The following is a 25,543-nucleotide window of genomic DNA, read 5'->3' on the forward strand; positions in this document are numbered from 1 at the left end:
CCCCTTTGCATCACGCGACCAGTTGCGGCCGGAAGACGACGTCGGCGTAGTAATTGGTTGAATTGTAGCTGTTGGTCGGGAAAAGACCTGCGGTGGCGGAACCGCCATAGGCATAGACGCCATTGCCGCTGGCCGGCGCCGTCAACGGACCGTTGCTGACAGCGGCCGCAAAGAAATTGCTGGTCGCCACGTAAGCGCCTGTCGTGTGATAGGAGGCGACATAGGTGGTATTGGCGGCGATGGTGACTGGGTTTGTGAAGTTCACCGTCTGCCAGCCGCTCGCGGTGGTGGTGGTGAAGGTGGCGGTGGCAAGCTTGGTGCCTGTCGCGGTCCAAAGGTCGACGACATTCTGGCCGTTGTCATTGGCGCTGCGATAGAACCTGATGCCGGTGACATCTCCGGCAACGTTCGACGTGAACTTGACGCCAAGTTCGAGCTGCTGACCATCGTTGAAGGTCCGGCTCGGCGTGCTGGAAGCAGAGAACAGGCTGTAGGTCGTCGGTGCCGTCGACACGGCGATATTAAAGGTCTCGTTGGCGGCAAGGCTGCCGAGATCGGTTGCCGTCACCTTGATGCCGTAAGTGCCAGATGTCGTCGGCGTGCCGGAGAAGGTGCGCGTCGAGGCGTTGAAGCTCAGCCAGGAAGGCAGCGCCGTGCCATCGGCGGACGTTGCCGCATAAGCGAGCGTGTCGCCGCTGTCGACATCGGTGAAGGTGGTCGTCGGCAGCGTGAAGGAGAAGGCAGAGCCGACAGTGGCGTTCTGGGTCGTCGTCTGGACGGCCAGCACCGGCGCATCGTTGGCGCCATGGATGGTGATCGTCAGGTTCGCCGTGGCCGTGGCGCCAGCGCTGTCGCGCATCGTGTAGCTGAAGACATCGCTCAGCGTGTTGGTCGACTGGCGCAGCGCCTGGACGGTCGCATTGTTCTCGTTGACCGCATAGCTATAGGCACCCGATGCATTGAGCACGAGACTGCCATAGGTGCCGTTCAGCGCCGAGCCGAGCGTTCCTGACGTCGTCCCGAAACGGACTGCCGTGACGGTCTTGGTGTCACCGGTATCCGGATCGGTGTCGTTGGTCAGCACGTTGCCGCTGGCGGCCACGCCGCCCGAACCATTGGCCACACCGCCCTTCTCGGTCGCATCCCCCGTATCGGCAACCGCCGTCGGCGTCGTATTGCCTGATGTCGACACGGCGATATTGAAGGTCTCGTTGGCGGCAAGGCCGCCGAGGTCAGTCGCCGTGACCTTGACGCCGTATGTGCCTGACGTCGTCGGCGTGCCGGAGAAGGTCCGTGTCGAGGCGTTGAAGCTCAGCCAGGAAGGCAGTGCCGTGCCGTCGGCAGCGGTTGCCGCATAAGCGAGCGTGTCGCCGCTGTCGACATCGGTGAAGGTGGTCGTCGGCAGCGTGAAGGAGAAGGCAGAGCCGACAGTGGCGTTCTGGGTCGTCGTCTGGACGGCCAGCACCGGCGCATCGTTGGCGCCATGGATGGTGATCGTCAGGTTCGCCGTGGCCGTGGCGCCGGCAGCGTCGCGCATCGTGTAGCTGAAGACATCGCTCAGCGTGTTGGTCGACTGTCGCAGCGCCTGGACGGTCGCATTGTTCTCGTTGATGGCATAGCTATAGGCGCCCGATGCGTTGAGCACGAGACTGCCATAGGCGCCGGTGAGCGCCGAGCCGAGCGTGCCTGACGTCGCCCCGAAGCGGACCGCCGTGACGGTCTTGGTGTCACCGGCATCCGGATCGGTGTCGTTGGTCAGGACGTTGCCGCTGGCGGCCACGCCGCCCGAGCCATTCGCCACGCCGCCCTTCTCGGTCGCATCCCCCGTATCGGCAACCGCCGTCGGCGTCGTATTCGAGCTCGACGTGGTAAACATCACATCGACAAAATAATTCGTCGACTGGAAGGTGCTCGTGGGGAATAGGCTGTTGCTGCCATAGGCATAGACGCCATTTCCGCTGGCCGGCGCCGTGAGCGGACCGCTGGTTACATTTGAGGTGAAGTAGCCGGTGGTCGACGAATAGTGACCGGTATTGGTATGGTAAGATGCAGTGTAGGTTTGTCCGACCGTCAGCGATACCGGACTGGTGAAATAGGCGGTCTGCCAGCCGCTGGCGGTCTCGCTTGTGAAGGTGAGGGTCGCAACACGCGTGCCGGTACTCGACCATAATGAACCTGTATGCGTGCCGGTATCCTGGCTGCCCTTATAAAAACGAATGCCGGTGACCGTGCCTGCCACGGAGGTTTGGAATTTGACGCCGAGTTCAACCGCCGAGGTATCGTTGGTGTTGACAACCGCCGGCGTCGCCGAACCGAAGAGAGAGGTGTAATTCGGCCCGCTGACGGTGACCGTTCGTCCCGCCGAGGGCGTTTCCAGGTTGACGTTATCATCGACTGCACGAGACCGGATGGTATAGGTGCCCGTGGTTTGCGGCTGCCAGGTATAAGTCCAGTTCTCATCGCCCGTCGCCGGATGCCAGCTCGCCCCGTTGTCGGTCGAAACCTCGACCGCGGCGATAACCCCGCCTCCGGTATCGGCAGCGGTGCCGGTAATCGTCACGGTGGATCCAACGGTCGCCGTGGCGGGCACCGTGATGACCGATGTCGGCGCAGTGTGGTCCAACGACGCGGTCCCGGCGGTGAGCCCCGACTGCAGTGTTCCAGGCTGAATGCCCATGTCGGCAAGCAAATTGACCATTGCCTGCTGCACGCGAGGATCCGTCGGAGTCGCTGTGAGGTCGTGATTGTCGCTGAGCCCCCATGTCCAGTAGACCGTGCCAGCGCCGAACACCAGCGCACCGCTGGGGGCGCGATAGAGCGTCAGATTGTGGGTCGCGGTCGCATTGCCGGTCGTGTTTCCGTAATCGAGCAAGTAGGTGCTGACCGGAAGTGTCGTCGACGACAGCTTCACCAGGCCGGCAGGATCGAAGCCGTTATCGGGCGCCTCGTCCCATTCGTAACCGAGATAGTTCTTGGTGAGCGTCGCCGTCTGCCCGGGCTGAAGATTGGCAACGCTCGTATTGCGCCAGAAGCGAAGGTTGGCATCATCATAGCCAACGGTGATCGCGCCGAGGTTGCTGCCGACATCGTCGACCTTGAACAATTGACCGGTCAGCGAATTCTCGGGATTGCCGCCGCCAATAGCCGGTGGGCTGAAGCGTGGATCGCGGAAGGTGCCTGTCCATTGGTCGGAAGGATCGATATCGCCGCCGGCCCATGTCTCCTTGTAGGTGATCAGGGTGCGGTAAGGCGTGCCGTCGGCGCTATAGGCGTTGCCCCAGCGGGTACGCCAATAGACTTCGTTGCCGCTCCAGAACATCAGGTTGACGCCCGCATCGCGCGCGGCCTCGACATTGGTTCTCTGCTGTCCCGACCAGTATTCGTCATGCCCGGCATCGATATAGGTCTTGTGATTGAGCAAGAGGCTGCCATAGCGGTCGGCGTCGACACCCGACAAGTAGGAGACGTCATAGCCGTTCTGTTCCAGCCAATAGATTCCCGCATATTCGGCGCCGAACAGATAGTCTTGGGGACCGGCGTAAGTGCCGACCCCGCCGCGGGTGGCAATCGGCCTGTTGTAGCTGACCGCATAGGCGCGACCGGCACCTTGCCCCGTCGCCGGCCCGTTGCCGCCATACAAGTTTGCGCCACCCCAGCCGTTGTAAGCTTGCCAGGTCTCATCCGCGGTCTGGAAGACGACGTCGCTGTGGCTGTCGTCGTCGCGCACGATGAACGGAATGTGGTTCGAGCCAGCGGTGCCATCCTGACGCACGAGCTTGGCGATGTAGACGCCCGAGACGGCATCATCAGGTACGGTCCATGACGCCGAGACGGCCCAGTTGCCGGCGTCCACTGTGCCGGTCGTGGCATTGCGCAACGGACTGGGCTGAGTCTGCAACCCGGTGTGCTGCATGGTCGCGACCTTGCGGGCGCCCATGCCGCCATAATAGCCGAGCCGATAGATGTCGATCCGGTAGTTGGTTGAGTTGGTATTGATCTTGAAGCTGATCGTCTTGCCGTTGTCGACGCTGATGTCAGTCGCAAAGCCTTCGATGTTGGAGCTACCGGCACCGACGATGCCCCACTCGCTCTCCGGATTGCCCTGCTTCTGGTTTTCCAGCACGATTGCGTTGCTGGCCACCGCCGCGGCCGCCAGGCTCTGCGTTGTCGATGACCCCTGCGTAGAAGGCTTAGGTGGCTTCGTCACAGAGCCGGACAGGATACCGATATCCTTGGATTTTGTTCCCGTTCCCGTCTCTCCCCCCCCTGGCAGGGTTCCATTGGTGAGCGCCGCGTCCGACCATGTTGCAGTGCCGGGCCACCCCGAGAGTGGGGACAAGTCACGATCGAGAAGCGGATCGCTGACCGAGGCGCCGATGGCCTGCTTAATAGCCACATAGTCCGGCCCTTCGGTCAGCCTGGTCCCCGGCAATTGACCGTCCTGTTGAAGCAGGGCGCCGCCATGAGCCCAATCGAGAATCCGAGTGGGGGAGGTAAAGTAGCCGCACCCGCACACGCCAAAGGGCATGCCGAAGGCCAGCGAATTCGCGCCGGCGTCGTGCGCTGTCGTCTGCCCTGACGGGCTCGATTCGAGAATGACTACCTTGCCCGAATGAGCACGCCCGGCCGCCACCTTAGGAGCACCTTGCCCCGAATCTGTCGACGCAGGACTTTGCGGCAGATAGGGAGCCAGAGGATCGTCGCCCATGGAGCTCATTGCGGTATAGGTGCGCTGAAGGGACGCTGCACCCCCGAACGCAACTCCGTTCGCGGGCCCCTGGAAATTCGCAAACTCCGGCATAAGATCCGACAGCGTGGCCGCATCACCGCTTCGAATTCCCATTTCGCCAGGCTTTGCGAAAGTGTCAGGCAAGGACCGCTCTTCGAGGCTGTTGTCCGCCTCGCCGTTCACGTGCGCTTTCTGCCCGCCATCATGCTCGTTGAGGGCCGCATCCGTATAGGGATCGTCGACAAGGGCGCCCTGCTTGTGTCCGTCGGCGGTTTGCGCCGATGCCGCAAGTTGAGCTCTATCCTTACTTTTTTCGGCCGGCTTGCGCGGTCTTTCCTTTCCCCCGACGGTCAGCCATCGGGGCACCAACGAATCCACCAGAAGTGAGTGCGAAATCCACCGGCGAGCGTTGCGATACATGGCGGGTACCTCTCGCTATATTTATCGGATCAAATCTATGAGGATCGTTTAAAACGACTCTGGGAAGTATAGTCGAAAAATAAGCGAGTATATCCTACGCCTTTCGCTCTACGGGCGGCATCCTTTGGGCAACAGCCGTGTTGCATGAACTAATGACGGGTGCGACGGGCCGCAAAGCTCGCTGCGCTCGGTGCAGGGCCTCAAGCCGCGGCGACGGCTTCGTCCATCATCGCCACATGGCGGCACTGACGCTGGAAACGCCCGGGCAGGAAGCAACGGACCGGATCGACCAAGCGATGACAAAGGCCGTCTGCATCTGGGGACTACAATCGGGCACGAGCATGCGATCTCAATCCTTCGATGCGAGTGCGCCTATTCCTGCGTGCATGATCGCGTGATTTTTCAGGATGATACCTCTCCGAGATATACGCTCCTGCTCGATTTAGACTGAGGCACCCACCCTATCTCATCAATAGTGATGAGGCAAAGCAAACGACCTTCACCTTCCTCAAGCCTTCGCCAGACTGCACACTAACGATGTGGCTTCGGACCTGCCGGCCGGCGGTCGAACAGCGTCAAGGGATTGGATCAGCATCCGTTGAAGAATGTTTCGCAGGCGAGATATGTATATGAATTCATCGCACCGCATCCTCCAGCTGCTCTTTCGCACGACGTTTGCCATCGGCGCACTCGCCTTTCTTGGCGGAGCGATGTCGCCGGCTCTCGCCGATAGCGCGTCCTTGCCTCCGCAAACGAAAATCCGTCTGACGATCGTCCAATGGGTGCAATCCAAAGGCCAATATGAACGATGGGATGCGCTTGGCGGCGAATACACGGTCTCGGATGAGAGCACGCTTTTCTTGCCTTTTCTCGGATCCCTTTCCGTCGGCAATCTCGAAAAAACCAATCTCATAAACGAGATCGCCAAGCGCCTGCAGGAAAAAATCGGGTTGGTTCAGCCACCCGCGGTCACGATCGAAATTCTCGAATATCCACCAATCTATGTTGTGGGAGACGTCACCACGCCCGGAGAATATAAATTTCGTCCCGGGCTTACCGTTCTGCAATCCCTGGCTATGAGCGGCGGCCCGTTTCGCTCTAAAACTCCGCTGCAAACGGAGTCGATCAAGCTCGTCGGCGAATTGCGGGAAATCGATCACTCCATCCTGCGCAGCACGGCGAAACTGTCGCGACTCCAGGCCGAGATGGCCGGTGCGAAGGAAATTACCTTCGATCAGGCGGCGGGCGCCGATCAGCAATTTTCCGCTGGGATATACAGCGAGGAGAGGGTCATTTTTCAAGCTCGTGCAAATGCGCTGGAGCGGCAGTCAAAGGCGCTCACGGAACTGCGCGAACTTTTGACCACCGAAATCTCGACTTTGGAAGAGAAACTGGTGGGCGCAGACGATAATATCAAATCAGTTGAGGACCAGCTGACCAGCGTCAAGTCCCTGGTGCAGAAAGGCCTCACGATCTCGTCGAGGCAGTTGGACCTGGAACGGTTGCTGACGACCTACCGTTCCGACAAGCTCGACCTGGTTACCGCCATCATGCGGGGTCGTCAGGCAGTTAGCGAGACAACGCGGAACCTCGAGGGCCTGTCCGACACGCGTCGGAGCGAAGTCGCGGTCGAAGCGCAGGCGGAACGGGCAAATCTCGATCAGCTCAAAATGAAGCGTGAGATGACGCAGAAGCTGCTTATCGATGAACTTGCTGCCGACGACGGCTTGAAAAACCGCAGCGTGGAGCTCCCGATCACTTTTACCGTCAGCCGGCGTAACGAAGGACGAATCGATCAATTCCAAGCCTCAGAAACGACGACGCTAGCGCCGGGTGACGTCGTGAGAGTTGTTCGGCCGCAAATTTCGGACGAGCCGTCCGAGCCCACCTCCGATCAATCTGGGGAGATGGAGCCAGAGACGCTTGCAAATCGGGCAAGCCAGTGACCTGTGGCGAAAGCACGATCACGGTGAAAGCGGCCGTGAGACCGAGAGATGTGAGATCCCGCCGCCTCGAATATCATGAGCGATATGACGGTCTCAAGAAGACCGCGCGCGCCGCGCATCTCCGAAGCTGCGTTGGGCGCCGGGCCCGGGGTAAAGCGTCGGAGATGCTGCCCGACAGGATAAAAGCTAGGGATATCTGATGACCTTGCGCATGATCCCACCCAGCGGTCAGTCTTATACCCAAATCTTGAAGTCGACGATATTGATGGGCGGTTCCTCGCTGGTGAATGTCGCTCTCAGCATCGTTCGCAACAAAGCCCTGGCTGTTCTGCTCGGGCCGGAAGGAGTGGGGCTTATCGGCCTTTACGGGGCAATCCTCGATATCGCGCAGGCAATAGCTGGTCTGGGCGTGAGCAGCAGCGGTGTGCGCCGGGTCGCCGAGGCGGCGGGCGCCGACGACGGAGAGAGGATCGCGCGGTCGGCGACAGCGCTCAGACGCATCTCGCTGGTGCTCGGGTTGTTCGGCGGGCTGTTGCTTGCGGTGCTGGCCTTTCCGGTCTCCAATCTCACCTTCGGCGACTACCAGCACGTCGGCGGCATTGTGCTGCTCTCCCTCGCCGTATTCTTTCGCATTGTGTCTGCCGGACAGGCTGCTTTGATCCAGGGCTTGCGGGGCATTGCGAATCTTGCCCGCATCAACGTGCTCTCCGGACTCTTCGGCACGATTGTCAGCATCCCGTTGATTTATCTGTTCGGCGAAAAGGCGATTGTACCCTCTCTCGTGGCGATCGCGGCCGTCTCGGTTCTTCCCACCTGGTGGTACAGCAAACAAATATCCACGCAGCCACCGCCGATGTCGGCGCGCCAGTTCGGCCGAGAAGCGAAAGCCCTGTTCAGGCTCGGCGTCGCTTTCATGGCAAGCGGACTTCTGACCTTCGGCGCGGCCTATGCTATCCGCATCATCGTGCTGAATGAAGGAGGCGTTGTGGCGGCGGGGTTGTACCAGGCAGCCTGGGCGCTTGGCGGCCTCTACGCCGGTTTCATCCTGCAGGCGATGGGGACAGACTTCTATCCGCGCTTGACCGCAATCGTGGACAACGATGTCGAGTGCAATCGGCTGGTCAATGAGCAGGCGGAAATCAGCATGCTACTGGCCGGCCCCGGTCTGATCGCCACCCTGACCCTCGCCCCGCTCGTGATGAGCATGTTCTATTCCGCGGAGTTTCATGGGGCCGTGGAGCTTCTGCGATGGATCTGCCTTGGAATGATGCTCAGGATCGTCGCTTGGCCGATGGGCTTCATCGTCCTGGCGAAGGGTGCGCAGACGATCTTCTTCTGGACCGAGGTCGCAGCAACGCTGGTGCATGTGGGGCTGGCGTGGCTCTTCGTATCAAAGTTCGGCACGACAGGAGCCGGCGCGGCGTTCTTCGGCCTCTACGTCTGGCATAGTATTCTGATTTACGTGATCGTGTATCGCCTCACCGGCTTTCGTTGGTCGCGCGCCAATCGCAGGCACGCATTTCTCTTCCTGCCGGCATCGGGACTGGTCGTCTCAGCCTTTTTCCTGTTACCGTCATGGGCGGCGATGGTGATCGGCTGCGTCGCAGCAGTCGTGACAGGGCTTTACTCGCTACGCATGTTGGTCAAACTGCTTCCGCCGGAATCGGTGCCCGCAATCGTCAGAGGATGGATCACGAAATTCGCATGAGAAAAGCGCGCTTCAGATGATGCGCGCTTTTCTGATGTTGTATCGACATGCCGCCTCGTGCAGGCGTCACTTCAGGCAGGTACGACGTGCTCAATGGGCTGATGGGCGGCGCGCCCGGTGCTGACGTCGATGATGGCCCGGCGCAATGTGTCGACGACCCTGACGAGATCCGCCTCCGTCATCTGAGCATAAAGCGGCAGGATGACGGTTTGCTGCTGCGCAGAAACGCTTCTCGGCAGGTTGGTGGCGATGCGATGGGAGTTTTGACCGGAATAGGCGCCCTCGAGATGAATGTTCATCACGCCGCGCCGCGTCGATATTCCTTGATCGAGCAGCGCCTGCATGACGGCTCGCTGGTCGATTTCGTCCGACAATCTCACGCAGAAGCTTTGCCAGTTACTGCGAGCCCAGCGGGGCTCGGTCGGAACCGACAGACCTGGGATCGTGGATAGCCTCTCGCAATATTGCGAGGCAAATCGCCGTCGCTGTGCAACCAGCTCCGGCAGCCGCCGCAGTTGCACCCGTCCGACCGCCGCCTGTAGGTCGGTCATACGGTAGTTATAGCCGAGCTCATCATAGTCCTCGAAGATCACCTGTTTGGAGCCATGGCGGACAGCGTCGGTGACGCTCATGCCATGTTGGCGCCACAGCCGGAATTTTCGGTCATATTCCGGATTCAGAGTCGTCAGCATGCCGCCATCACCGGTGGTGACGACCTTTCGGGGATGGAAAGAGAAGCAGGCAATATCGCCATGCGGTTTGCCGATCTTTTCGCAACGCCCTTCCCACAGGATTTCGCTTCCCGTCGCACAGGCCGCATCCTCGATAACCGGTATCGAATTGCGCTTGCCGATCTCCACGATCGAACGGAGATCGCAGGGCATGCCGAGTTGATGCACGCACAGGATTGCTTTGGTGCGGGGCGTGATTGCCGCTTCGATCAAGCTGGGGTCGATATTGTAGCCATCCGGCTCGATATCGACGAAGACGGGCACCGCATTGCAGTATCGAACAGCGTTCGCGGTGGCGATGAACGAATGGCTGACCGTGATGACTTCGTCACCGGAACCTACGCCAACCGCCATCAAGGCGAGATGAAGCGCGGTCGTGCAGTTGGAAACGGCGCAGGCGTGCTCAGTGCCGACGAACGCCGCGAATTCCTTCTCAAATGCCGCGACTTCCGGCCCCTGCGTGACCCACCCCGACAGGATGACCCGGCGTGCGGCCTCGGCCTCTTCCTCTCCGAGGACGGGTTTGGCGACTGGAATTGTGGATTGAGGTGAGCTCATGCTGCCGCCCCTCCCGCGGCGGTCTGTTGCTGCCACCAGGCAACGAGATCGCGAAGCCCCTGTTCCATTGATATCTCTGCCTTGAAACCGAGGAGCCGTTCGGCCTTGCTGATATCAGCGAGACGACGGGTTACGCCGTTGACGGTCCGGGCTTCTTTGTGCTGTGGCTCGAGTGAAACGCCCATGACGCTGCTCAGCATCTGAGCGAGTTCCAGGAGGCTTATTTCCTGCCCGCTCGCGACATTGAATACTTCGTCCGTGACGTCGCTCTTTGCGGCGAGAATGTTTGCGCGCGCGATGTCGCGTGCATCGACGAAGTCCATCGTCTGGCTGCCATCTCCATAAATGAGCGGCGGCATTCCAGCCGCCAGGCGCTCCATCCAACGGATCAGCACTTCCGTATAGGCGCCGTAAACGTCCATTCGCGGTCCGTAGACGTTGAAATAACGCAGCGCCACATAGCGCAGGCCATACATTTCCGCGAAGCTGCGCAGCAGCCCCTCATTGAACGTCTTCGCCGCACCATAGATCGTCCGGTTATTGTAGGGATGATGCTGCTCGGTCGTCGGGAAGCTTTCGGCCAGCCCCAGCACCGAGGCGGAGGAAGCAGCAACGACCTTCGACACGCCTGCCTTCACGGCAGCTTCGAGGACGTTGAACGTGCCCTCGGCCAGAACATCGAAGGCGAGCCGCGGTTCTTCCGCGCATTGCGTGATGCGGATCGCCGCCTGGTGAAAGACGACGTCGACGCCTTCGAAGGTTTTCGCCAGCAGTGCCCTGTCGCGGATATCACCTTCGATGATGTTGACGGAGCCGCTTGATATTGCCGTGCTGAGATTGTCCCGGCGCCCGCGCACGAAATTGTCGAGGACGATGATCTCGCGAGGTTTTTCCAATGCAACAAGATCGGCAATATGCGAACCGATCAGACCGGCACCGCCGGTGATGAGCACCCGTTTGTTTCTCATGATCTTTCCTTACGCGACATGTTCGTCATCGGATCATTCTCCGAACGCCAACGTATGAATTTCGCCGGTACACCGGCGGCAACCGAGAACGGCTCGACGTCGGAAACGACAACTGCACCCGCTCCAACGATCGCCCCCTTCCCGATGGTCACGCCGGGAAGAATGGTCGCATTCGTTCCGATATCGGCCTCGGCACAGATGCGGACCGGCTTGATTTCAAGATCCGTACGGATGATCGGCACGTCTATCGGCAGTGCGGTGTGGGTCGAGCCAAGCACCTTGGCGCCCGGCCCCCACCCGACAGAATCCTCGATCACAAGTTCGCGCGCGTCGAAATAGGCCATCGGGCCGATCCAGACATTGTCGCCGATGACGCAGGTGCCATCGTAACGTCCCTGGATGTAGGCCTGAGCGCCGATGAACACGCCATTGCCGATTTCGAAGGTTTCCGGATGTTTGAAACCGGCGCCGCCTGCGACCTGCAGACCTTCGCCGCAGCTGCGCGTGATAGCCCGCCAGATGGCTTTGCGCATCAGCGCGTCGACGACGCCGTCGCCTGTCGCGAAGCGGCCGTAGAGTTCGATCAGGCCGGCGCGCCCATATGCTTGCCTGAGCTCTTCGGCGAGCCCCGCTTGATAGGCTGGATCTGCCGGCTTCTGGCTGCGGCCGTGGACGGCCTGCACGACACGAGCCTCGCGTGGACTAGCTGACATAGGCATACTCCAGCGCAGCCGCGACCTGATCGACGTGCTGTACGGGCATTTCAGGGTAGATCGGCAAGGAGAGAACCTCGCGTGCGGCGGCTTCCGAGACCGGGAAGTCCCCTGCTTGGTAACCGAGGTCGGCATGGGCCTTTTGCAAATGAACGGGAATAGGATAGTGCAGACCGGATGGAATGCCCTCTGCTGTGAGCACACGCTGCAGGCCGTCGCGATCGCTGCTTCTGACGGCATAGACATGGTAGACATGCCGCCGCTCGGCAGCCTCGACAGGCGTTCGCAAATGCGGCGATCCTGCAAGCAGCGAGGAGTAGCGGCGGCCATGCGAACGGCGAGCTTCGGTCCAGGCTTCGAGATGCCGGAGCTTGACGCGCAGGATTGCACCCTGGATGGCATCCATGCGGTAGTTGAAGCCCTTCAGCAGATGGTGATAGCGCTGTTCCTGACCCCAGTCGCGCAGCATGCGCATTGTCTTGGCCTGCTCATCGCTGTTCGTGACGGCGATGCCGCCCTCGCCGCAGGCGCCGAGGTTCTTGCCCGGATAGAAGCTGAAGCAGCCAGACGCGCCGATGCTGCCGGCGCGCGCGCCCTTATACCGGGCGCCATGTGCCTGGCAGGCGTCCTCGATGACCGGGATCCGGTGGCGATCGGCGACCGCCATGATGCCATCCATATCCGCCATCTGGCCGTAGAGATGGACGGGAATGATCGCCTTGGTCCGGGAGGTAATCTTCGCCTCGAGCTGAGCGGGATCCATCGTAAGCGTCACCGGCTCGACATCGACGAATACCGGTGTTGCGCCCGTATAGCAGATCGCCGACACAGTCGCGACAAAGGTGAACGGCACGGTGATGACTTCATCGCCGGGACCAATACCCGCCGCAAGCAAGGACAGATGCAGGGCACTCGTCCCGGTGTTGACGGCGATCGCGTGTTTGACGTTGCAATAATCCGCAAATTCCTGCTCAAGGCGGATGACTTCCTCGCCCAGTATGTATTGCCCAGAGGCGAGCACGCCGAGCACGGCGGCGTCGATTTCGCTCTTGATGGATTGATATTGTGCTCTGAGGTCCAGAAAGGGGATCATGCGATGCGCCTCGCCTCTTCGAGCTCGATGATACGACCGCGCTGCGCGAGCGAACGGCTTGCGGCTTCAAGGACTCGAACGACACGCAACCCGGCATGCCCGTCCGTAATGGGCCGGGAATTCTGCTCGATGCACTCGACGAAGTGATCCAGTTCGCGCTTCAATGCCTCGGTCATATCGAGCTTGGGTGCCCACATATCGCCGCTGCGGTAGCCGACCAGCATCTGATGCACCTTCTCGCCGTACGCATCGGAATTGGGGCACATGGTGATGCCCTTGTCATAGACCTTGATCTTTTCGCTGGGCTCGAGATCGTCATAGACGATCATCTTGTTGCTGCCGCCGATCAGCGTGCGGCGCACCTTGACCGGCGCCAGCCAATTGACGTGGATGTGCGCGATGAGCTTGCTCTCGAAAAAGAGCGTCAGATAGGCGATGTTCTCCGGCTCGCCGAGCACGTGGCTCATGCCCGTCGCGGAAACGGCCACCGGTTTTTCCTGCAGGACGTGGTCCAGGATGGAAAGATCGTGCACCGCGAGGTCCCAGATGACGCTGACATCATGCTGGAAGAGCCCGAGATTGACCCGAACCGAGTCGTAATAATACATGTCGCCAAGGCCGCTTTCGACCAGTTCGCGCATTTTCCGCACGGCGCCGGTGTGGACGAAGGTATGATCCACGGCCAGCACGAGGCGTCGGCGCGCAGCTTCGTCGACCATTCGTGACGCTTCGTCCGCCGTCGCTGCCATCGGCTTTTCGACAAAAACATGCTTTCCGGCCATCATCGCCTGCATTGAAAGCTTGAAATGCGTCGAGACCGGCGTCGCGATGGCGATCGCGTCGACTCTCGGATCGCGCAAAACTTCCTCGAAATTGTCGGTGACCGTTATTGCGGGGTACCGGCTTTTGACGGCCCCCAACCGTTCGACATTGAGATCACAGACTGAAACAAGGTGGGCGCCGGCCGCTTCAGAGATGTTACGAACCAGATTTGGACCCCAATACCCGTATCCGACAACAGCGATACCGATCATTCCATTTCTCCCAACGCAAACATGTCTACCGGTCCGTCATTGACGCGGCCGATTACCCTGGCCGGAACGCCCGCGACGATGGCGCCGTCTGGCACGTCCTTTGTTACAACCGCTCCGGCGCCGACCTGCGCAGCCTCTCCGATGGTCACGCCGGGCAGGATGGTGGCGTTGCTGCCGATCGACGCGTGGCGCTTGACGAGTGTAGGGATGAGTATCCAGTCGGTCTCCGTCTGCAGGCTGCCGTCCGGATTAATGGCGCGCGGGTAGGTGTCGTTCGTAAACATGACCCCGTGGCCGATGAACACGCCGTCTTCCAGTGTCACGCCCTCACAGAGGAAGGAATGGCTGGAAATCTTGCAGTCTCTCCCGACTACGACATTCTTCTGAATTTCGACAAAGGTGCCGATGCGCGTTCCTGCGCCGATCGTGCAGCCATACAGATTCACGAGATCTCGATGGTGGATGACGCTACCGTCACCCAGCTTGACATTTGATGCAATCATCCCTGAAAACCCCTACTACTCCTAACAGGGCCCGATTTTCAGTTAAAACAAACAATCGGGCGATTGCGTCCAAGGTTTCAAACCAACAGGACAAATATTTCTCTACACTTCAAAGAGAATTGTTTTCGTCATCCGAGTAAAGAAACAAAACGGTTAAGCTTACTCACCTAAAGGCGTATCTACTTATGACGACTTACGCCCTGGTGTATGCCCTGCACCAGCATTGGTGGCGGGCTCATCCTCCCTACCCGTCGCCGCGCCTACGCCGAAGACAGCGATTGTTTCCATGTGTTTAGTGGCCCGCGGCAAATCGGAAATATAATAACATAGACTATCTGGAAGACATCGTAGTAAGACCTAAGTCTATACTCAGGCTTATCTTCGGATTTAAATTCGATACGGTAAGTTGTGCTGTACTTAGCCTATATTAGCTACTGTAACGTTCCGCGAATTGTGGTATTCGATTCCTACTTTAGAGTTTCCCAAACCCCCGTATTGAGAGGGGTCGGTACTCGGGTCGTAGTGAAGCGTAACGTGTTAGTGGGAGGGTGAAGCTGTGAATTCAGCACTTATACCGAATTTGGACCTCAGGCAGGAACACGTACCTCTTCATAGGATAGAAAATAACGCGCACACACTCGCGTTGTCGGCGGGACAAACGCATTCGCTTGTCATTCTCGACAATCGTGAACTTGATCGCCAATGCCTGGCGCAATGCATGGCTGCGCAAAAAGCGGACCTGCAGATTCTGGCGTTTGGATCGATTGAGGAGTGGAAGCAGAAGCGCGACGAATACGCTCCGCTTGCAGCAATCCTCTTGAACATCGGCGGCAAAAAGGTCGATGAACCAGCCGTTTCGGAGCAAATCCGCAAACTTTCTTCGGAATTCGCGTCTACACCCCTTATCGTATTGGCCGATAGCGACGACTTCGGCCAAATCGTTAGGGCTCTTGAGTACGGCGCCAAAGGGTTCATACCCGCCTCGGTCAGCGTCAGCGTCTGCATGGAGCTGATCGCGCTGTCGGTGGCAGGAGGAATATTCGTGCCTGCAAGCGCCTTGTTCGCCATGCGTCACCTGCTAGACTCGAGCAACTCGACCGCCCGTCCGCTCTCCGGCATCTTCACCGATCGTCAGGCAGAAGTGGTGGAGGCGCTCCGACGCGGAAAGGCGAACAAGATCATCGCCTACGAGCTCAATCTCAGAGAAAGCACGGTGAAAGTGCATGTCCGCAATATCATGAAAAAGGTCAAGGCGACTAACAGAACGGAAGTCGTGTTCAAGCTCAACGATCTTTTTCAAAGTAATCTTTCGGGCGGCTTAGCAGCAAACTGACGGTGCCGATGCGGTCAGCCGATAGACCTTGCTTCGCATCGCCAGCACATTTTCTCTCTAGAGGTGGCGGCACGGAAATACGCCACCGAGTCGATCATCTAAAGCGTGCCGCGATCTTCCGGATTCGCGTGTCACGCTTTAGGTGCTTGTTATCGCAGTGGCATTTCCCCACAGCTAATTGCCGGTGCCCAAAGGACGCTTGGAAAGCGCCAGCCGAATCTTGCTCAACTGAGCTTTCTGCGAATGGGGGACCAGACGCCGCGCAAGATGCCAAAAATATCGGAACTCCGGCAGAGGCGGCACATTCGGCCTCAACCCATTCAGGCGCAGCTTGATCATTAGGCCATCTATGCCCGAATAGACTCGCAGGCGCCAACCAGCATCAGGTTTGAACTGTGGCGGTGCTACTTTCTCACCACCGCTTGCGCCAGCCCGAACCTGACGAACAACGCTTGCAAAATCTGGCTGCCGGCACTGTTCAAGAGTATCGGCGAACCAAGCAAGCCACTCGGAATCGGTTCGATCAGGAAGCTGATGAATGCTTTTCCGATCAATGCCATGCCGTCCTGAGACGACCCCATCGGCTGAGCGAGCGAGTTCAGCGATCACGAGGCGCGCGCGTCTGAACTCGTCATGCGACAGAGAAGGATAGAAGTTTTGCAGCCTCCGCGCCCGCTCAAACTGGCCTCTGCAGATCAAAGCAAGAAGGAAGTAGGCCCACTCGACCGGATCCGGATCGCGTGCCCCATATTCGATGGTGGTCACCTTGATCAGGTCCACCAGAAGGTCATAGGCGCGATCGGCGTCACCCTCCTGCAATGCGCAGACGGCAAGGCGCAATTTCGCTTCGGGCAGGTAAGTTACATAGTCGAGGCAGCTGAGGTAGCAGTGCTTGGCCTCCTCCACCCTACCCTGTTGGAGAAGCAGGTCCCCCTGCTTCAGCAAGACACGATCGCTTGCTTGCCCGACGATATGGACGCTCTCTTGCTTTGAGATACGCCTGACCTTTGTAAGATCGCCGAACGGGCCGGACTGGATGATCTTTTCGCCGAATTGCAGGCCTCTGTTCAGCATGAACCACTGATATATTTGCGGCCTGTGGCTCAACGTATGACGTGAATGGATCAAGTTGAAACCGGCTGTTGTGATGCGTCTTATTTCGTCGGGATGGGCAAAAAGATAATCCAGTCGCTCGACCACGTTGCGGCCGTCAACAAAGAGGCAGTTCTCCATGTCGACAAAGCCGGCTGCCTCCACTGCTGCCGTACGCTCCGTCACGAGACAGGCCTTTGCTCCGGGGATCTCAAAATGCTTGCGTACGACCTCGCCGCCCATGGTGCCGCAGGTGGGGACGACAAAGCTCGCGTTGAGCGCCCGCGCATAAGCTTCTCCAGAGAGGAGCTGGGCAGCCAGCTTGCTCTCATAGGCGTGTTGCGGCGAGACCAGACAGGGATACCGGTCGCGGATCATCGGAAAAACTGTCTGTCGCCAGGGATAAAGGCCATAGGCCTGACCCGTGAGCGTGACCGGGATGACCTTTTGCTGCCCGTAGTCGTGATAGACCTCGGGATCGATGAAATTTGGCCAGACGAACAGATTCTCCCTCACCGCCGGCATATACTCCGGCGCCATGGTTGCGATCGCGAAATACGTCTCGATGCCCCACTGCTCCATGTCGGAAAGGAAGCCGGCGCGTCGATCGCACCATGCATCTGCGTTATGAAGACCAAGTTTCGGAACGGCGAGATGGGTATTGGTGTTGCTGATTTTTATCCGACGTGAGCCATGCGATCGGTAACCGCTTTCAAACAACGTCAGATCCGGTTGGTATCTGTCGCAGATCTCGGCATAATCGCAGTCGCGGTTAACGACGAAGACATCGAAATGTGTGGCGAGGCATTTGACCTGCTGCTGCATGTGCAGCAGCAGGTAACCGGCCGCGTTCGCATTGGGCTGATGGTCCCATTGAAAGAAAACGAGCCGCGGTTTCCGATGATCGGCCTTGCTGCTCATGTCCTTATCGAATGGCTTCGGGAGCATTGACTTCGACGCTCGCAGAGGCCAGATGCGGATAGGGCACTTGCCGGGACTTGACGTTGAACCTGTTGTTTACTCCGCCGGAAAGCTTCCACTCAAAATAAGCGATCGTTCTCTCAAGCCCCTCACGAAGGTTCACCTTCGGCTGCCAGCCCAGTTGTTGCGTTGCGCGGCTGATGTCGGGCTTGCGTTGTGTCGGATCGTCAATCGGCAGAGGCTTGAAGACGATGCCCGACTTCGATCCGGTCATTTCCACCACCATTTCTGCCAATTCCCGAACCTGGAATTCTCCTGGATTGCCGAGATTGATCGGTCCTGTAACCCCGGCGGGCGCCGCCATCAATCGGATGAAACCGTCGATCAGGTCGTCCACGTAGCAGAACGACCGTGTCTGCCTGCCGTCGCCGAAGATTGTAATCGGCTCGTTGCGAAGCGCCTGAACAATGAAATTGGAGACGACGCGGCCGTCATTGGTCTGCATTCGTGGCCCGTAGGTATTGAAGATCCGCGCCACCCGGATTTCCACGCCATATTGACGGTGATAGTCGAAGAACAGTGTCTCGGCGCACCGCTTGCCTTCGTCATAGCATGCCCGCGGGCCTATCGGACTGACGCTTCCGCGATACTCCTCAGGCTGCGGGTGAACCGCCGGATCGCCATAGACCTCGCTTGTCGATGCCTGGAAGATCTTTGCCTTTGTGCGCTTGGCCAGGCCGAGCATATTGATCGCCCCATGCACATTGGTCTTCACGGTCTGCACCGGATCGTGCTGGTAGTGGACCGGAGATGCTGGGCAGGCGAGGTTATAGATCTCATCGACCTCCACATAAAGCGGGAATGTGATGTCGTGGCGGAGTATTTCAAAACGAGGATCGTCAAGAAGGTGCAGTACGTTATCGCGCGAGCCGGTATAGAAATTGTCCACGCAGAGGACGTCATTGCCCTCTCGCAAAAGCCTTTCGCACAGGAATGATCCCAGAAATCCGGTGCCGCCGGTAACCATAATTCGCTTCTGTCCGTGCATTGATTTGCTCCGTTGTTAATGTTTGCCCACAGGGATGGAGAACATGTCAGCAGGCTCCCTTGCCTTTCAGGACCGCAGGAATTGTGCTGAGAAGGATGTGCCAGTCGAACCACAAGGATCGATTGTCGATGTAGAACTCATCGAGTTGCTGCTGCAGTTCGATATCCGCGTTGCTTCGTTCGGATATCTGCCAAAGCCCCGTCAGCCCCGGCGTTACCGAGCGCCGCTTGGCACGAAACTCGCTATCCATCGCCGAAAGGTGATATTCCGGGAAGGGACGCGGTCCCACGAAGGACATCTCTCCTGCAATGATGTTCACCAGCTGCGGGAGTTCGTCGAAACTCGATGAGCGAAGGACATGCCCGATCACCGGCAGGATGCGCGGGTCCTGCCGAAGCTTGAAGTGGTTCGACCACTCGGCTTGTATGTCCGGATTGTCCCGGAACAATGTTTCGAGGCGCTGTTCCGCATCTCTGTACATCGTCCTCAGTTTCAGGACGCGCACCGGTTTGCCGGACAAGCCTTCCCTGGCGTGTCTGAAGAAGACTGGACCCGGATCGATGGCATAGATAGCGGCGGCAGCAACCAGAATGCAGGGCATCAGCACCAGCGCTGCCGGGATAGCGATCACGAGATCGAGGACCCGACGAACCAGGTTCGAGCTTGCCGATTTCCCACCGACGGCCAAGCGAACACCGATCTCTCCGCCGACGTCCGCCGGTCGCAAACCGGTTATCTTGAAGTTCGGCGTGTCGGAGAGGAGGATGACTTCGGCGAACTGGCGACGCATCGTTGCCAAGTCGGCGACAAATGAGCCCGTATCGTCAGCTATCAAGGCAATTGACGGCCCGCCGTCGGGTGATACTTCCGAGGTATCGGGAGAAGAGAATTCCGGCCGAATGCCATAGTGCCAATGCTCTGAGAAATACGCCACAAGCGCAGGGATGCGATTGCGGGCACCGACGATCACTGCCCGCTCACCCCATATACCAAGCCTCCAGGACAGTCCTCGTGCGGCCACACGCATAAGAGGTTGAACAACCAATCCGAGGCCCATGAAGGCGATGATTGGAAGCAGCACTCCTAGTCCTTCCGGCAGAAGGATCGCCCCAAGCGCTGCGATGACCACCACCTTGAAGGATGCTGTCGTGCGGCGGCGCAGATGTTCGTGGTCGTGAAGCCGATATCCGGGATAGAGCGCGTTCGATGCATAAAGAACGATTGCTGCCAGCGCTGCGACGGCGAAAGCGCGCTCCAGCACCATGTTCTCCGAAGAGTTCGAAAGGAACGGCAGGAGAAGAAGATAGGCTATCAGGTAGCTTGCGATGTCGCCGGCAATCAGAAATGACGACGTAGCGAGCCGAGGCAACCTGCGCCTGAATGGAACCGGTATTTTCAGCTCTGCCCGCTTGCTGAATTCGGCGGTCGGTGTGGGGTTTGCCACGAAAGGTTTCGTCTTCCGCAGGTCGGACGTGATTGCTGACGGCGCAAATAGGGACATGATCGCTTCACACCTTTACGGCTGTTGCTTTTGGCGCACTCGATCCAAAAACCTCGTCTTCGATCGGAAACTTCCGAAGCCCCAGTCTCTGGAATGCTGTCAGTGAGATGAAGGTCGGCACGACGAGGGCATACCGCCGCCACAGCCGTCGCGGCTCGCACAAAAGACGAAAGGCCCATTCGAAGCCGCTTCTTTGAATGAACCTTGGAGCTTGCCGCTTGAGGCCGGCGTGAAAATCGAATGCAGCTCCGACGCCGATAAGCATCGATGCATCCAGACGGTCACGCATGCGCGCCATCCAGAGTTCCTGCTTGGGGCTGCTCAGCCCCACCCAGATGATATCGGCGCCGGATCGATTGAGCCGGTTCGCAATATCGGCTTCCTCTTGCGGTGACAGTTTATGAAACGGCGGTGCATAGGAGCCGGCTATCTCAGCTTCCGGGAATTTCGCGAGAAGCTGCGCCTGCAAGTGCTGCAGCGTCTCGGGCGTTGCGCCATAAAGGAAGTGGCGTATTCCCTTCGATGTACCGGCCTCGAAAACAGACAACATCAGATCAGGTCCGTACACCCTGTCGCTGTCCACATGGCCAGCACGCTTCAACGCCCATACCAACGGCATGCCGTCGGGGGTCACGAGGAATGCCCGGTTATGTATCGACCGGAGCTCTGGGTCATCTTGACATCGGACGACACCGTGTGCGTCGCGAACACACACATATTCCCTCCTGCCGTCTTCAATCCCTTTTTGAATAAAACCGGTCGCGCTTTTAAGATTAACTGCCGAAATGCGAACACCAAGAACATTAGTCCATTCCAGGGAGTCCTTTTGTTTAAGAACTGAAGTTTGGCTTCTGTCTGTCGGTTGCTTTCCCATGACCTACGCTTTCGCGATTTAAACTGTCATCAGAATAAGCCGGCAGAGCGATTGTCTCCATACTTTCAGTTCCAACTATTGGACGTAGAAGACACTTCATATTCCTACGCCTTCGGCCGAGATAAGTTACAATATTCGAAGTAAGGCGGCGTACCCCACGGCTTGCCGCGTTGCTCTTTTTGATGAGTGCGACCCCGAAAGAGCGGTTTGACCTTCACAAGGCCGTAGAAGATAGTCACTCTCGCGCCAAGCCTGGGCGGACCTGCGCGCGAATAAAGCGGGGGAGAGATGATTAACCCAACAGGCGAGATGACTGGGCTGACGAACCGTCAGAACTGCCCGACAAACCAACCCTAGCAGGCTTCCGCGCCGGGAACTTGATGCGCGCACCTGCGTCGGCGCAGGATTCGTCGTGGCGCAGGATCCGTTGGAATTTTCGCTCTGGGCACGCTCGCCGAAGCCATGACGTCATAGCTCTTGCCGGCAGTAGTCATTTTCGCGTCACGATCGGGGCGCTATTGCGCCGAGCAACCGCCGGCGAGTGGTCTGAGCTTCGTGTGGAGCGCAATACTCCCGCCAGCAGCGATATAGCCCGTCACGTTGCCGTTCTTGTCAATTGGAGCGCGACGCTACGCTGCCTACGTCGATCCCAGCCTTCTGAAGATCGCTTAGACTGCCAAACTCTCCCGAAGGCATGATCTCCGGGTGTATCCTGAAGCTCTTGTCGTTCAGATTGCCGTTGTAGCGATTACGCGCAAATTGCACCGATCCAAGCTTGTGGTCAGGCACGTAAATGTATGCCGCCAACCCATTGCCGCTGTCGACCGACACGATATTATCCTCGATGCGATTGGGGCCCGCCCAAGGCGGATGCCACCCCCGGCCCGTACCGTCATCGACGCGAAAGGCAGCCCCAGATCCGCCGGTAATGATGTTCCCCGTCACCAGGTTGCTCCAGCCGCCGTTTATGCCGATCGCCGATATATTATCCGAAAGCGTATTTCCTTCGATGCGCACTCCACTGGCCTTGCCGTCCGTATAGATCGCCCAACTGATAGGAGAAGGCCATTCACTGGTATTTTCATATCCAGGGGGCCAGAATGTCCCATCGACCCTGTTCATAAGCTGACCTGTTCCGGTGACGAGATTGTAGCGAATGCTGCTGTTCAAAGGGTCGGTCTGTTCACCCATCATCTTGATGGCGCCGCCGTCTGCCGTTTGCTGATTGGCGTTGCGGACCACGTTGTGTTCGATGATCGCGTCATGAACTGCGTCCTGATCTCCCCATAGCGAGCCACCGGCGATACCGAACTGGGCTGCGTTTTCGATGAGATTATGAGCAATTCTGACATTGTCGGCAGCCTGGAACCATATCCCAGCCGTTTCGAAATAGACCCTACCGATGTCATGGATGTGGTTCGACAGGATGGTCGCACCGTGCGATTTGAGGAAGGTGCCATAGGTCGTGCCGACATAAATCCCGTTGCCGGCCACATCCGCAATCACGTTACCGGCAATCAGGACATCTTTGCTCTCGGAAACGTGGATGCCTACGCCGACATTGTCGATGGAATTGCCGAGCAGCCGGACGCCGTCCGCCCGGTCGAGCCGTATGGCACCGAAGCTCCTGGTGTCGGTACCGAACTTGCCGCTGCCGCGCGGATCCCCATCCCTGAACTGGAGCCCGGATACAACCATTCCATCGGCTCCATCCAGCCTGAAGAATGTCGGCAGGATGCCGGCCACAGCCGTAGAGCTGATTGGCAATCCATCGGTCGGAATATAGACGAGTTGCTCCTTGGCGCGGTCATACCACCACTCGCCAGCAGCATCGAGCAGGGCCGCCGCCCCCGCCAGGAAATAGCGGCTGCCTTCCGCGGTGAAGAAGTAGGCAGTGCCTCTGGTGTTGATGGTCCGGTTGCCGGTGTCGATTGAAACTACCGGGAGGGTGTCACTGCCCCATTGGCTACCGGGGCTAAAACCACCGACAATATGGGCGACAAGCCCCGCCGTATTTTTCGAGATCGGAAGATCGCCGGCATGGAAGCAAAAGCGCGTATTGCCATGCCATATGTCGTCATCCTCTGTGCACTTGGCCGCAAAAAGCCATCCTTTGCGCGGATCTCCATCAAACGGGGCGTTGGGAAAGCGTGCCTGCGTCTGCAGCGCGCCCTTGACGAAAAGGTCGCCCACGGCCCTGCCTGGAGGCAGCTTCAGTGATGCCGTCCAGCGGCCATCGGCCTGTGCCGTCCAATTGCGTACAAGCGGGCCGCCGTGCAGAACCGGCGCTTCGTTGCACCTCGCCGTGATGACCAGACCCGCGTCGCGCGCGTCGAAGACTATCGGTTCAGAGAGATAATAGTCGCCGCCGCCCAACGCGATCGTGTTTTCGCCGCCCTTCTTGCGCGCAGCATCCTGAGCTCTCTCGATACTGACAAAAGGACCGTCGGTATGCTGAGGATTGGGTTTGGGAAGACGCCCACTCCAACCGTCCTTGCCATCAGGAGAAACATAGAATACCGCCCGGGCCGCAGATGTGCCCGTTGGTACATTGCTCAGTGAAGTCCCCTTCAGCCTGTCGGAAAAGGTCGCCGGCGACGCCTCCGCGCAAGTCGCTTCCCTAAGCGCCGTCTGCAGCTTATCGGGCGCATCTGCGTCCGAGGTCACTGAGGCCAGGTTGCTCGGCTGCGGAAAGAGCGTCGCAAACAGAATGCTCAAGATCGGTGCGAAATGCAGTCTCAAGTCTGCAGCTCCGCCGTTTTTCTGCGCGCCGATGCCCGCATTTTCTGGCCGGGACTCGTTGAAACAACGGGCTCGTATAGAGAGAACATGATGATGCCCGACATAAACAGAACGAAAATCGCGTCATTCTGGATCAGGAAGATGGTCTCGGTCATGTTCATCACCAAAATGACGACTGTGAAGACATTCAGCCAGAGCCAGCAATAGTGCGGGTCCCGGCATTGGAGGATCGCCCCTTGGCGCAATGCCTGTAGAAGCATCAGAGTGAACAAAATCATTCCGCTTATTCCGAAGTTCAGCAGTGTATCGCGGAATCCGCTATGGGCGTGGGGAGCCATCCATTGGATCTTCGACCAGATAATCCAGGCCTCGGGGTTCGCCTCTGTCCAAAAGGCCTGGTAGCCGAAGCCGAGCAGCAGATGATCGGCAATCTGACCATCGACCAGTTCCCACAAGGGCACTCGGCCCGTCAAAGTGGCATCCTTGCCAAGCGCCTCCAGGAATGGAACCAGGAATTCGTGAAGCAAAAGGAGGAGCCCCATGAACATTTGGACAAAAAACAGGATGAGGACGATGCGGCTGATGCCACCGATCCGCCGCAACAGGGAATAGAACCCTATCAAGCAATAGGCCGATACCGTCGCAATGATCGCGGTCATCGATCCGGAGCCCATGAGACAGGCCCCAGCCGCGATCAAGAAAAGCAAAGCGGTTCGCCGTAAACCCCGGCTACCGTCCATTAAAACGGCCGTTGACACCAGTATCATCATCGCGGCATACCAACCGAGACTGTTCTTATGGATGAATATGCCACGCACGGCGCCGTCCATCGGCATGCGAGCGAGACCCGGCGACGCCACGAAGACCAGCAGGCTGAGGACTATGCATGTTCCGAAGGTGGCAAATGCCAGCAGAAGCAACTGCCGTGGTGTGAAGCGTATCGCCAGCACGTAAGCCAGAAGCACCGTAAAGAGCAGGCCGATAGCGCGCCTGAATGTCGTTGATGGGCCCACCGACCAGAAGACGGACACAAACGGCATGGCGACTATCATGGGGACAAACCAATTTCGCTTGAGCGCCGTTAGAAAGTGCGGAAAATTCCGTACCAGCATCAACAATGTAAAGCCGTATACGGGTAGACAAAGCAGACGCAATATAGACCTGGCGTGATCGCCAAGGGATCCGTCGGCGTCCGCCAGCATGAGCGGGAAAAGGGCGCCCGTCTGAAGGAAAAGGCAGAAGCCCGCGCCCCAGCACTCTATCGCTCGCCAACTGACGGTCGGCCCATTCGCGGCTCTAAGCGTATCGGCTCTCATTATCGGTCCCGATTTGCCTGGACAGATGAGAGGCTTTTGATCGCGGCAATTTGGAAAGACATGGGTCCCCTTTCACAGCTGCGCTGCTTACCAACGAACATCCCGCCACCTCCCCAGTCAACTGACGCAAACGAAGGCGCAGCTAAGCCTAACGCGCATACCCACCGTCCAAGGACGTTGGTTGGGTTAAAGCTCACGGCCTACCCCTCCCCCAAAAAGTTGGTGCTTGGACCAACGGCATTGCCCATAAGAGCAGATGTCACCCGTGACCAATCGCCGGTAGCTTGGCTATGAAAACATACCGCGAAGATCG

The 25,543-nt window shown here is 58.6% G+C and carries 16 protein-coding genes; 3 read left to right on the forward strand and 13 right to left on the reverse strand.

Annotated elements, in window-relative coordinates:
• Nucleotides 1–10 precede the first annotated feature (10 nt).
• Entirely contained in the window at nucleotides 11–5,149 is a 5,139-nt protein-coding gene (locus ACQ7C1_RS07360) for a DUF4082 domain-containing protein (RefSeq protein WP_430957812.1), read from the reverse strand.
• Between the two features lie 629 nt (nucleotides 5,150–5,778).
• Between ACQ7C1_RS07360 and ACQ7C1_RS07365 the strand changes: the two genes are divergently transcribed.
• Nucleotides 5,779–7,095 (forward strand): SLBB domain-containing protein, encoded by a 1,317-nt coding sequence (locus ACQ7C1_RS07365; protein WP_176536413.1) that lies wholly within the window; start codon nucleotides 5,779–5,781, stop codon nucleotides 7,093–7,095.
• Nucleotides 7,096–7,294: 199 nt separating this feature from the next.
• Complete coding sequence (locus ACQ7C1_RS07370) at nucleotides 7,295–8,803, forward strand: O-antigen translocase (protein ID WP_097601722.1); 1,509 nt, start codon at nucleotides 7,295–7,297, stop codon at nucleotides 8,801–8,803.
• A 71-nt stretch (nucleotides 8,804–8,874) separates the two neighbouring features.
• Here ACQ7C1_RS07370 and ACQ7C1_RS07375 read toward each other — a convergent pair whose 3' ends face one another.
• The 6 genes from ACQ7C1_RS07375 to ACQ7C1_RS07400 are packed head-to-tail and all read right to left on the reverse strand — an operon-like array spanning nucleotide 8,875 to nucleotide 14,403.
• Nucleotides 8,875–10,092, reverse strand: a complete 1,218-nt coding sequence (locus ACQ7C1_RS07375; protein ID WP_430957813.1) for a DegT/DnrJ/EryC1/StrS family aminotransferase — start codon at nucleotides 10,090–10,092, stop codon at nucleotides 8,875–8,877.
• Nucleotides 10,089–11,060, reverse strand: a complete 972-nt coding sequence (locus ACQ7C1_RS07380; RefSeq protein WP_097601720.1) for an NAD-dependent epimerase/dehydratase family protein — start codon at nucleotides 11,058–11,060, stop codon at nucleotides 10,089–10,091. Before ACQ7C1_RS07380 ends, ACQ7C1_RS07375 begins: the two co-directional genes overlap by 4 nt.
• Complete coding sequence (locus tag ACQ7C1_RS07385; RefSeq protein ID WP_097601719.1) at nucleotides 11,057–11,773, reverse strand: acyltransferase; 717 nt, start codon at nucleotides 11,771–11,773, stop codon at nucleotides 11,057–11,059. Before ACQ7C1_RS07385 ends, ACQ7C1_RS07380 begins: the two co-directional genes overlap by 4 nt.
• Complete coding sequence (locus ACQ7C1_RS07390; protein ID WP_430957814.1) at nucleotides 11,763–12,866, reverse strand: DegT/DnrJ/EryC1/StrS family aminotransferase; 1,104 nt, start codon at nucleotides 12,864–12,866, stop codon at nucleotides 11,763–11,765. Before ACQ7C1_RS07390 ends, ACQ7C1_RS07385 begins: the two co-directional genes overlap by 11 nt.
• Nucleotides 12,863–13,900, reverse strand: coding sequence for a Gfo/Idh/MocA family protein (locus ACQ7C1_RS07395; protein WP_430957815.1), 1,038 nt, complete (start codon nucleotides 13,898–13,900; stop codon nucleotides 12,863–12,865). The genes ACQ7C1_RS07390 and ACQ7C1_RS07395 overlap by 4 nt, the downstream gene beginning before the upstream one ends.
• Nucleotides 13,897–14,403, reverse strand: coding sequence for an acyltransferase (locus ACQ7C1_RS07400; RefSeq protein ID WP_085777572.1), 507 nt, complete (start codon nucleotides 14,401–14,403; stop codon nucleotides 13,897–13,899). Before ACQ7C1_RS07400 ends, ACQ7C1_RS07395 begins: the two co-directional genes overlap by 4 nt.
• A 556-nt stretch (nucleotides 14,404–14,959) precedes the next feature.
• Here ACQ7C1_RS07400 and ACQ7C1_RS07405 point away from each other — a divergent pair.
• Nucleotides 14,960–15,736 (forward strand): response regulator transcription factor, encoded by a 777-nt coding sequence (locus ACQ7C1_RS07405; RefSeq protein WP_097601716.1) that lies wholly within the window; start codon nucleotides 14,960–14,962, stop codon nucleotides 15,734–15,736.
• A 174-nt stretch (nucleotides 15,737–15,910) separates the two neighbouring features.
• Here the strand turns inward: ACQ7C1_RS07405 and ACQ7C1_RS07410 are convergent, their stop codons facing one another.
• The 6 genes from ACQ7C1_RS07410 to ACQ7C1_RS07435 all read right to left on the reverse strand — a co-directional run bounded on the left by ACQ7C1_RS07410 (nucleotide 15,911) and on the right by ACQ7C1_RS07435 (nucleotide 25,230).
• Nucleotides 15,911–17,749: a glycosyltransferase family protein gene (locus ACQ7C1_RS07410; protein WP_430957816.1), complete on the reverse strand. Its 1,839-nt coding sequence runs from the start codon at nucleotides 17,747–17,749 to the stop codon at nucleotides 15,911–15,913.
• Nucleotides 17,750–17,753: 4 nt separating this feature from the next.
• A complete protein-coding gene (locus tag ACQ7C1_RS07415; protein WP_430957817.1) occupies nucleotides 17,754–18,797 on the reverse strand; it encodes a UDP-glucuronic acid decarboxylase family protein in 1,044 nt (347 codons plus the stop codon).
• Between the two features lie 46 nt (nucleotides 18,798–18,843).
• Nucleotides 18,844–20,298, reverse strand: a complete 1,455-nt coding sequence (locus ACQ7C1_RS07420) for a sugar transferase (RefSeq protein ID WP_430957818.1) — start codon at nucleotides 20,296–20,298, stop codon at nucleotides 18,844–18,846.
• Between the two features lie 7 nt (nucleotides 20,299–20,305).
• Entirely contained in the window at nucleotides 20,306–21,172 is an 867-nt protein-coding gene (locus ACQ7C1_RS07425) for a WecB/TagA/CpsF family glycosyltransferase (RefSeq protein WP_430957819.1), read from the reverse strand.
• A gap of 612 nt (nucleotides 21,173–21,784) precedes the next feature.
• Nucleotides 21,785–23,914 carry a right-handed parallel beta-helix repeat-containing protein gene (locus tag ACQ7C1_RS07430; protein ID WP_430957820.1) on the reverse strand — a complete coding sequence of 710 codons (2,130 nt, stop codon included), beginning with the start codon at nucleotides 23,912–23,914 and terminating at the stop codon, nucleotides 21,785–21,787.
• Nucleotides 23,911–25,230, reverse strand: coding sequence for an O-antigen ligase family protein (locus ACQ7C1_RS07435; protein WP_430957821.1), 1,320 nt, complete (start codon nucleotides 25,228–25,230; stop codon nucleotides 23,911–23,913). Before ACQ7C1_RS07435 ends, ACQ7C1_RS07430 begins: the two co-directional genes overlap by 4 nt.
• Nucleotides 25,231–25,543: the final 313 nt, after the last annotated feature.

Source organism: Rhizobium sp. Nf11,1, assembly GCF_050587665.1.
In the GTDB taxonomy this organism is placed as follows: domain Bacteria; phylum Pseudomonadota; class Alphaproteobacteria; order Rhizobiales; family Rhizobiaceae; genus Rhizobium.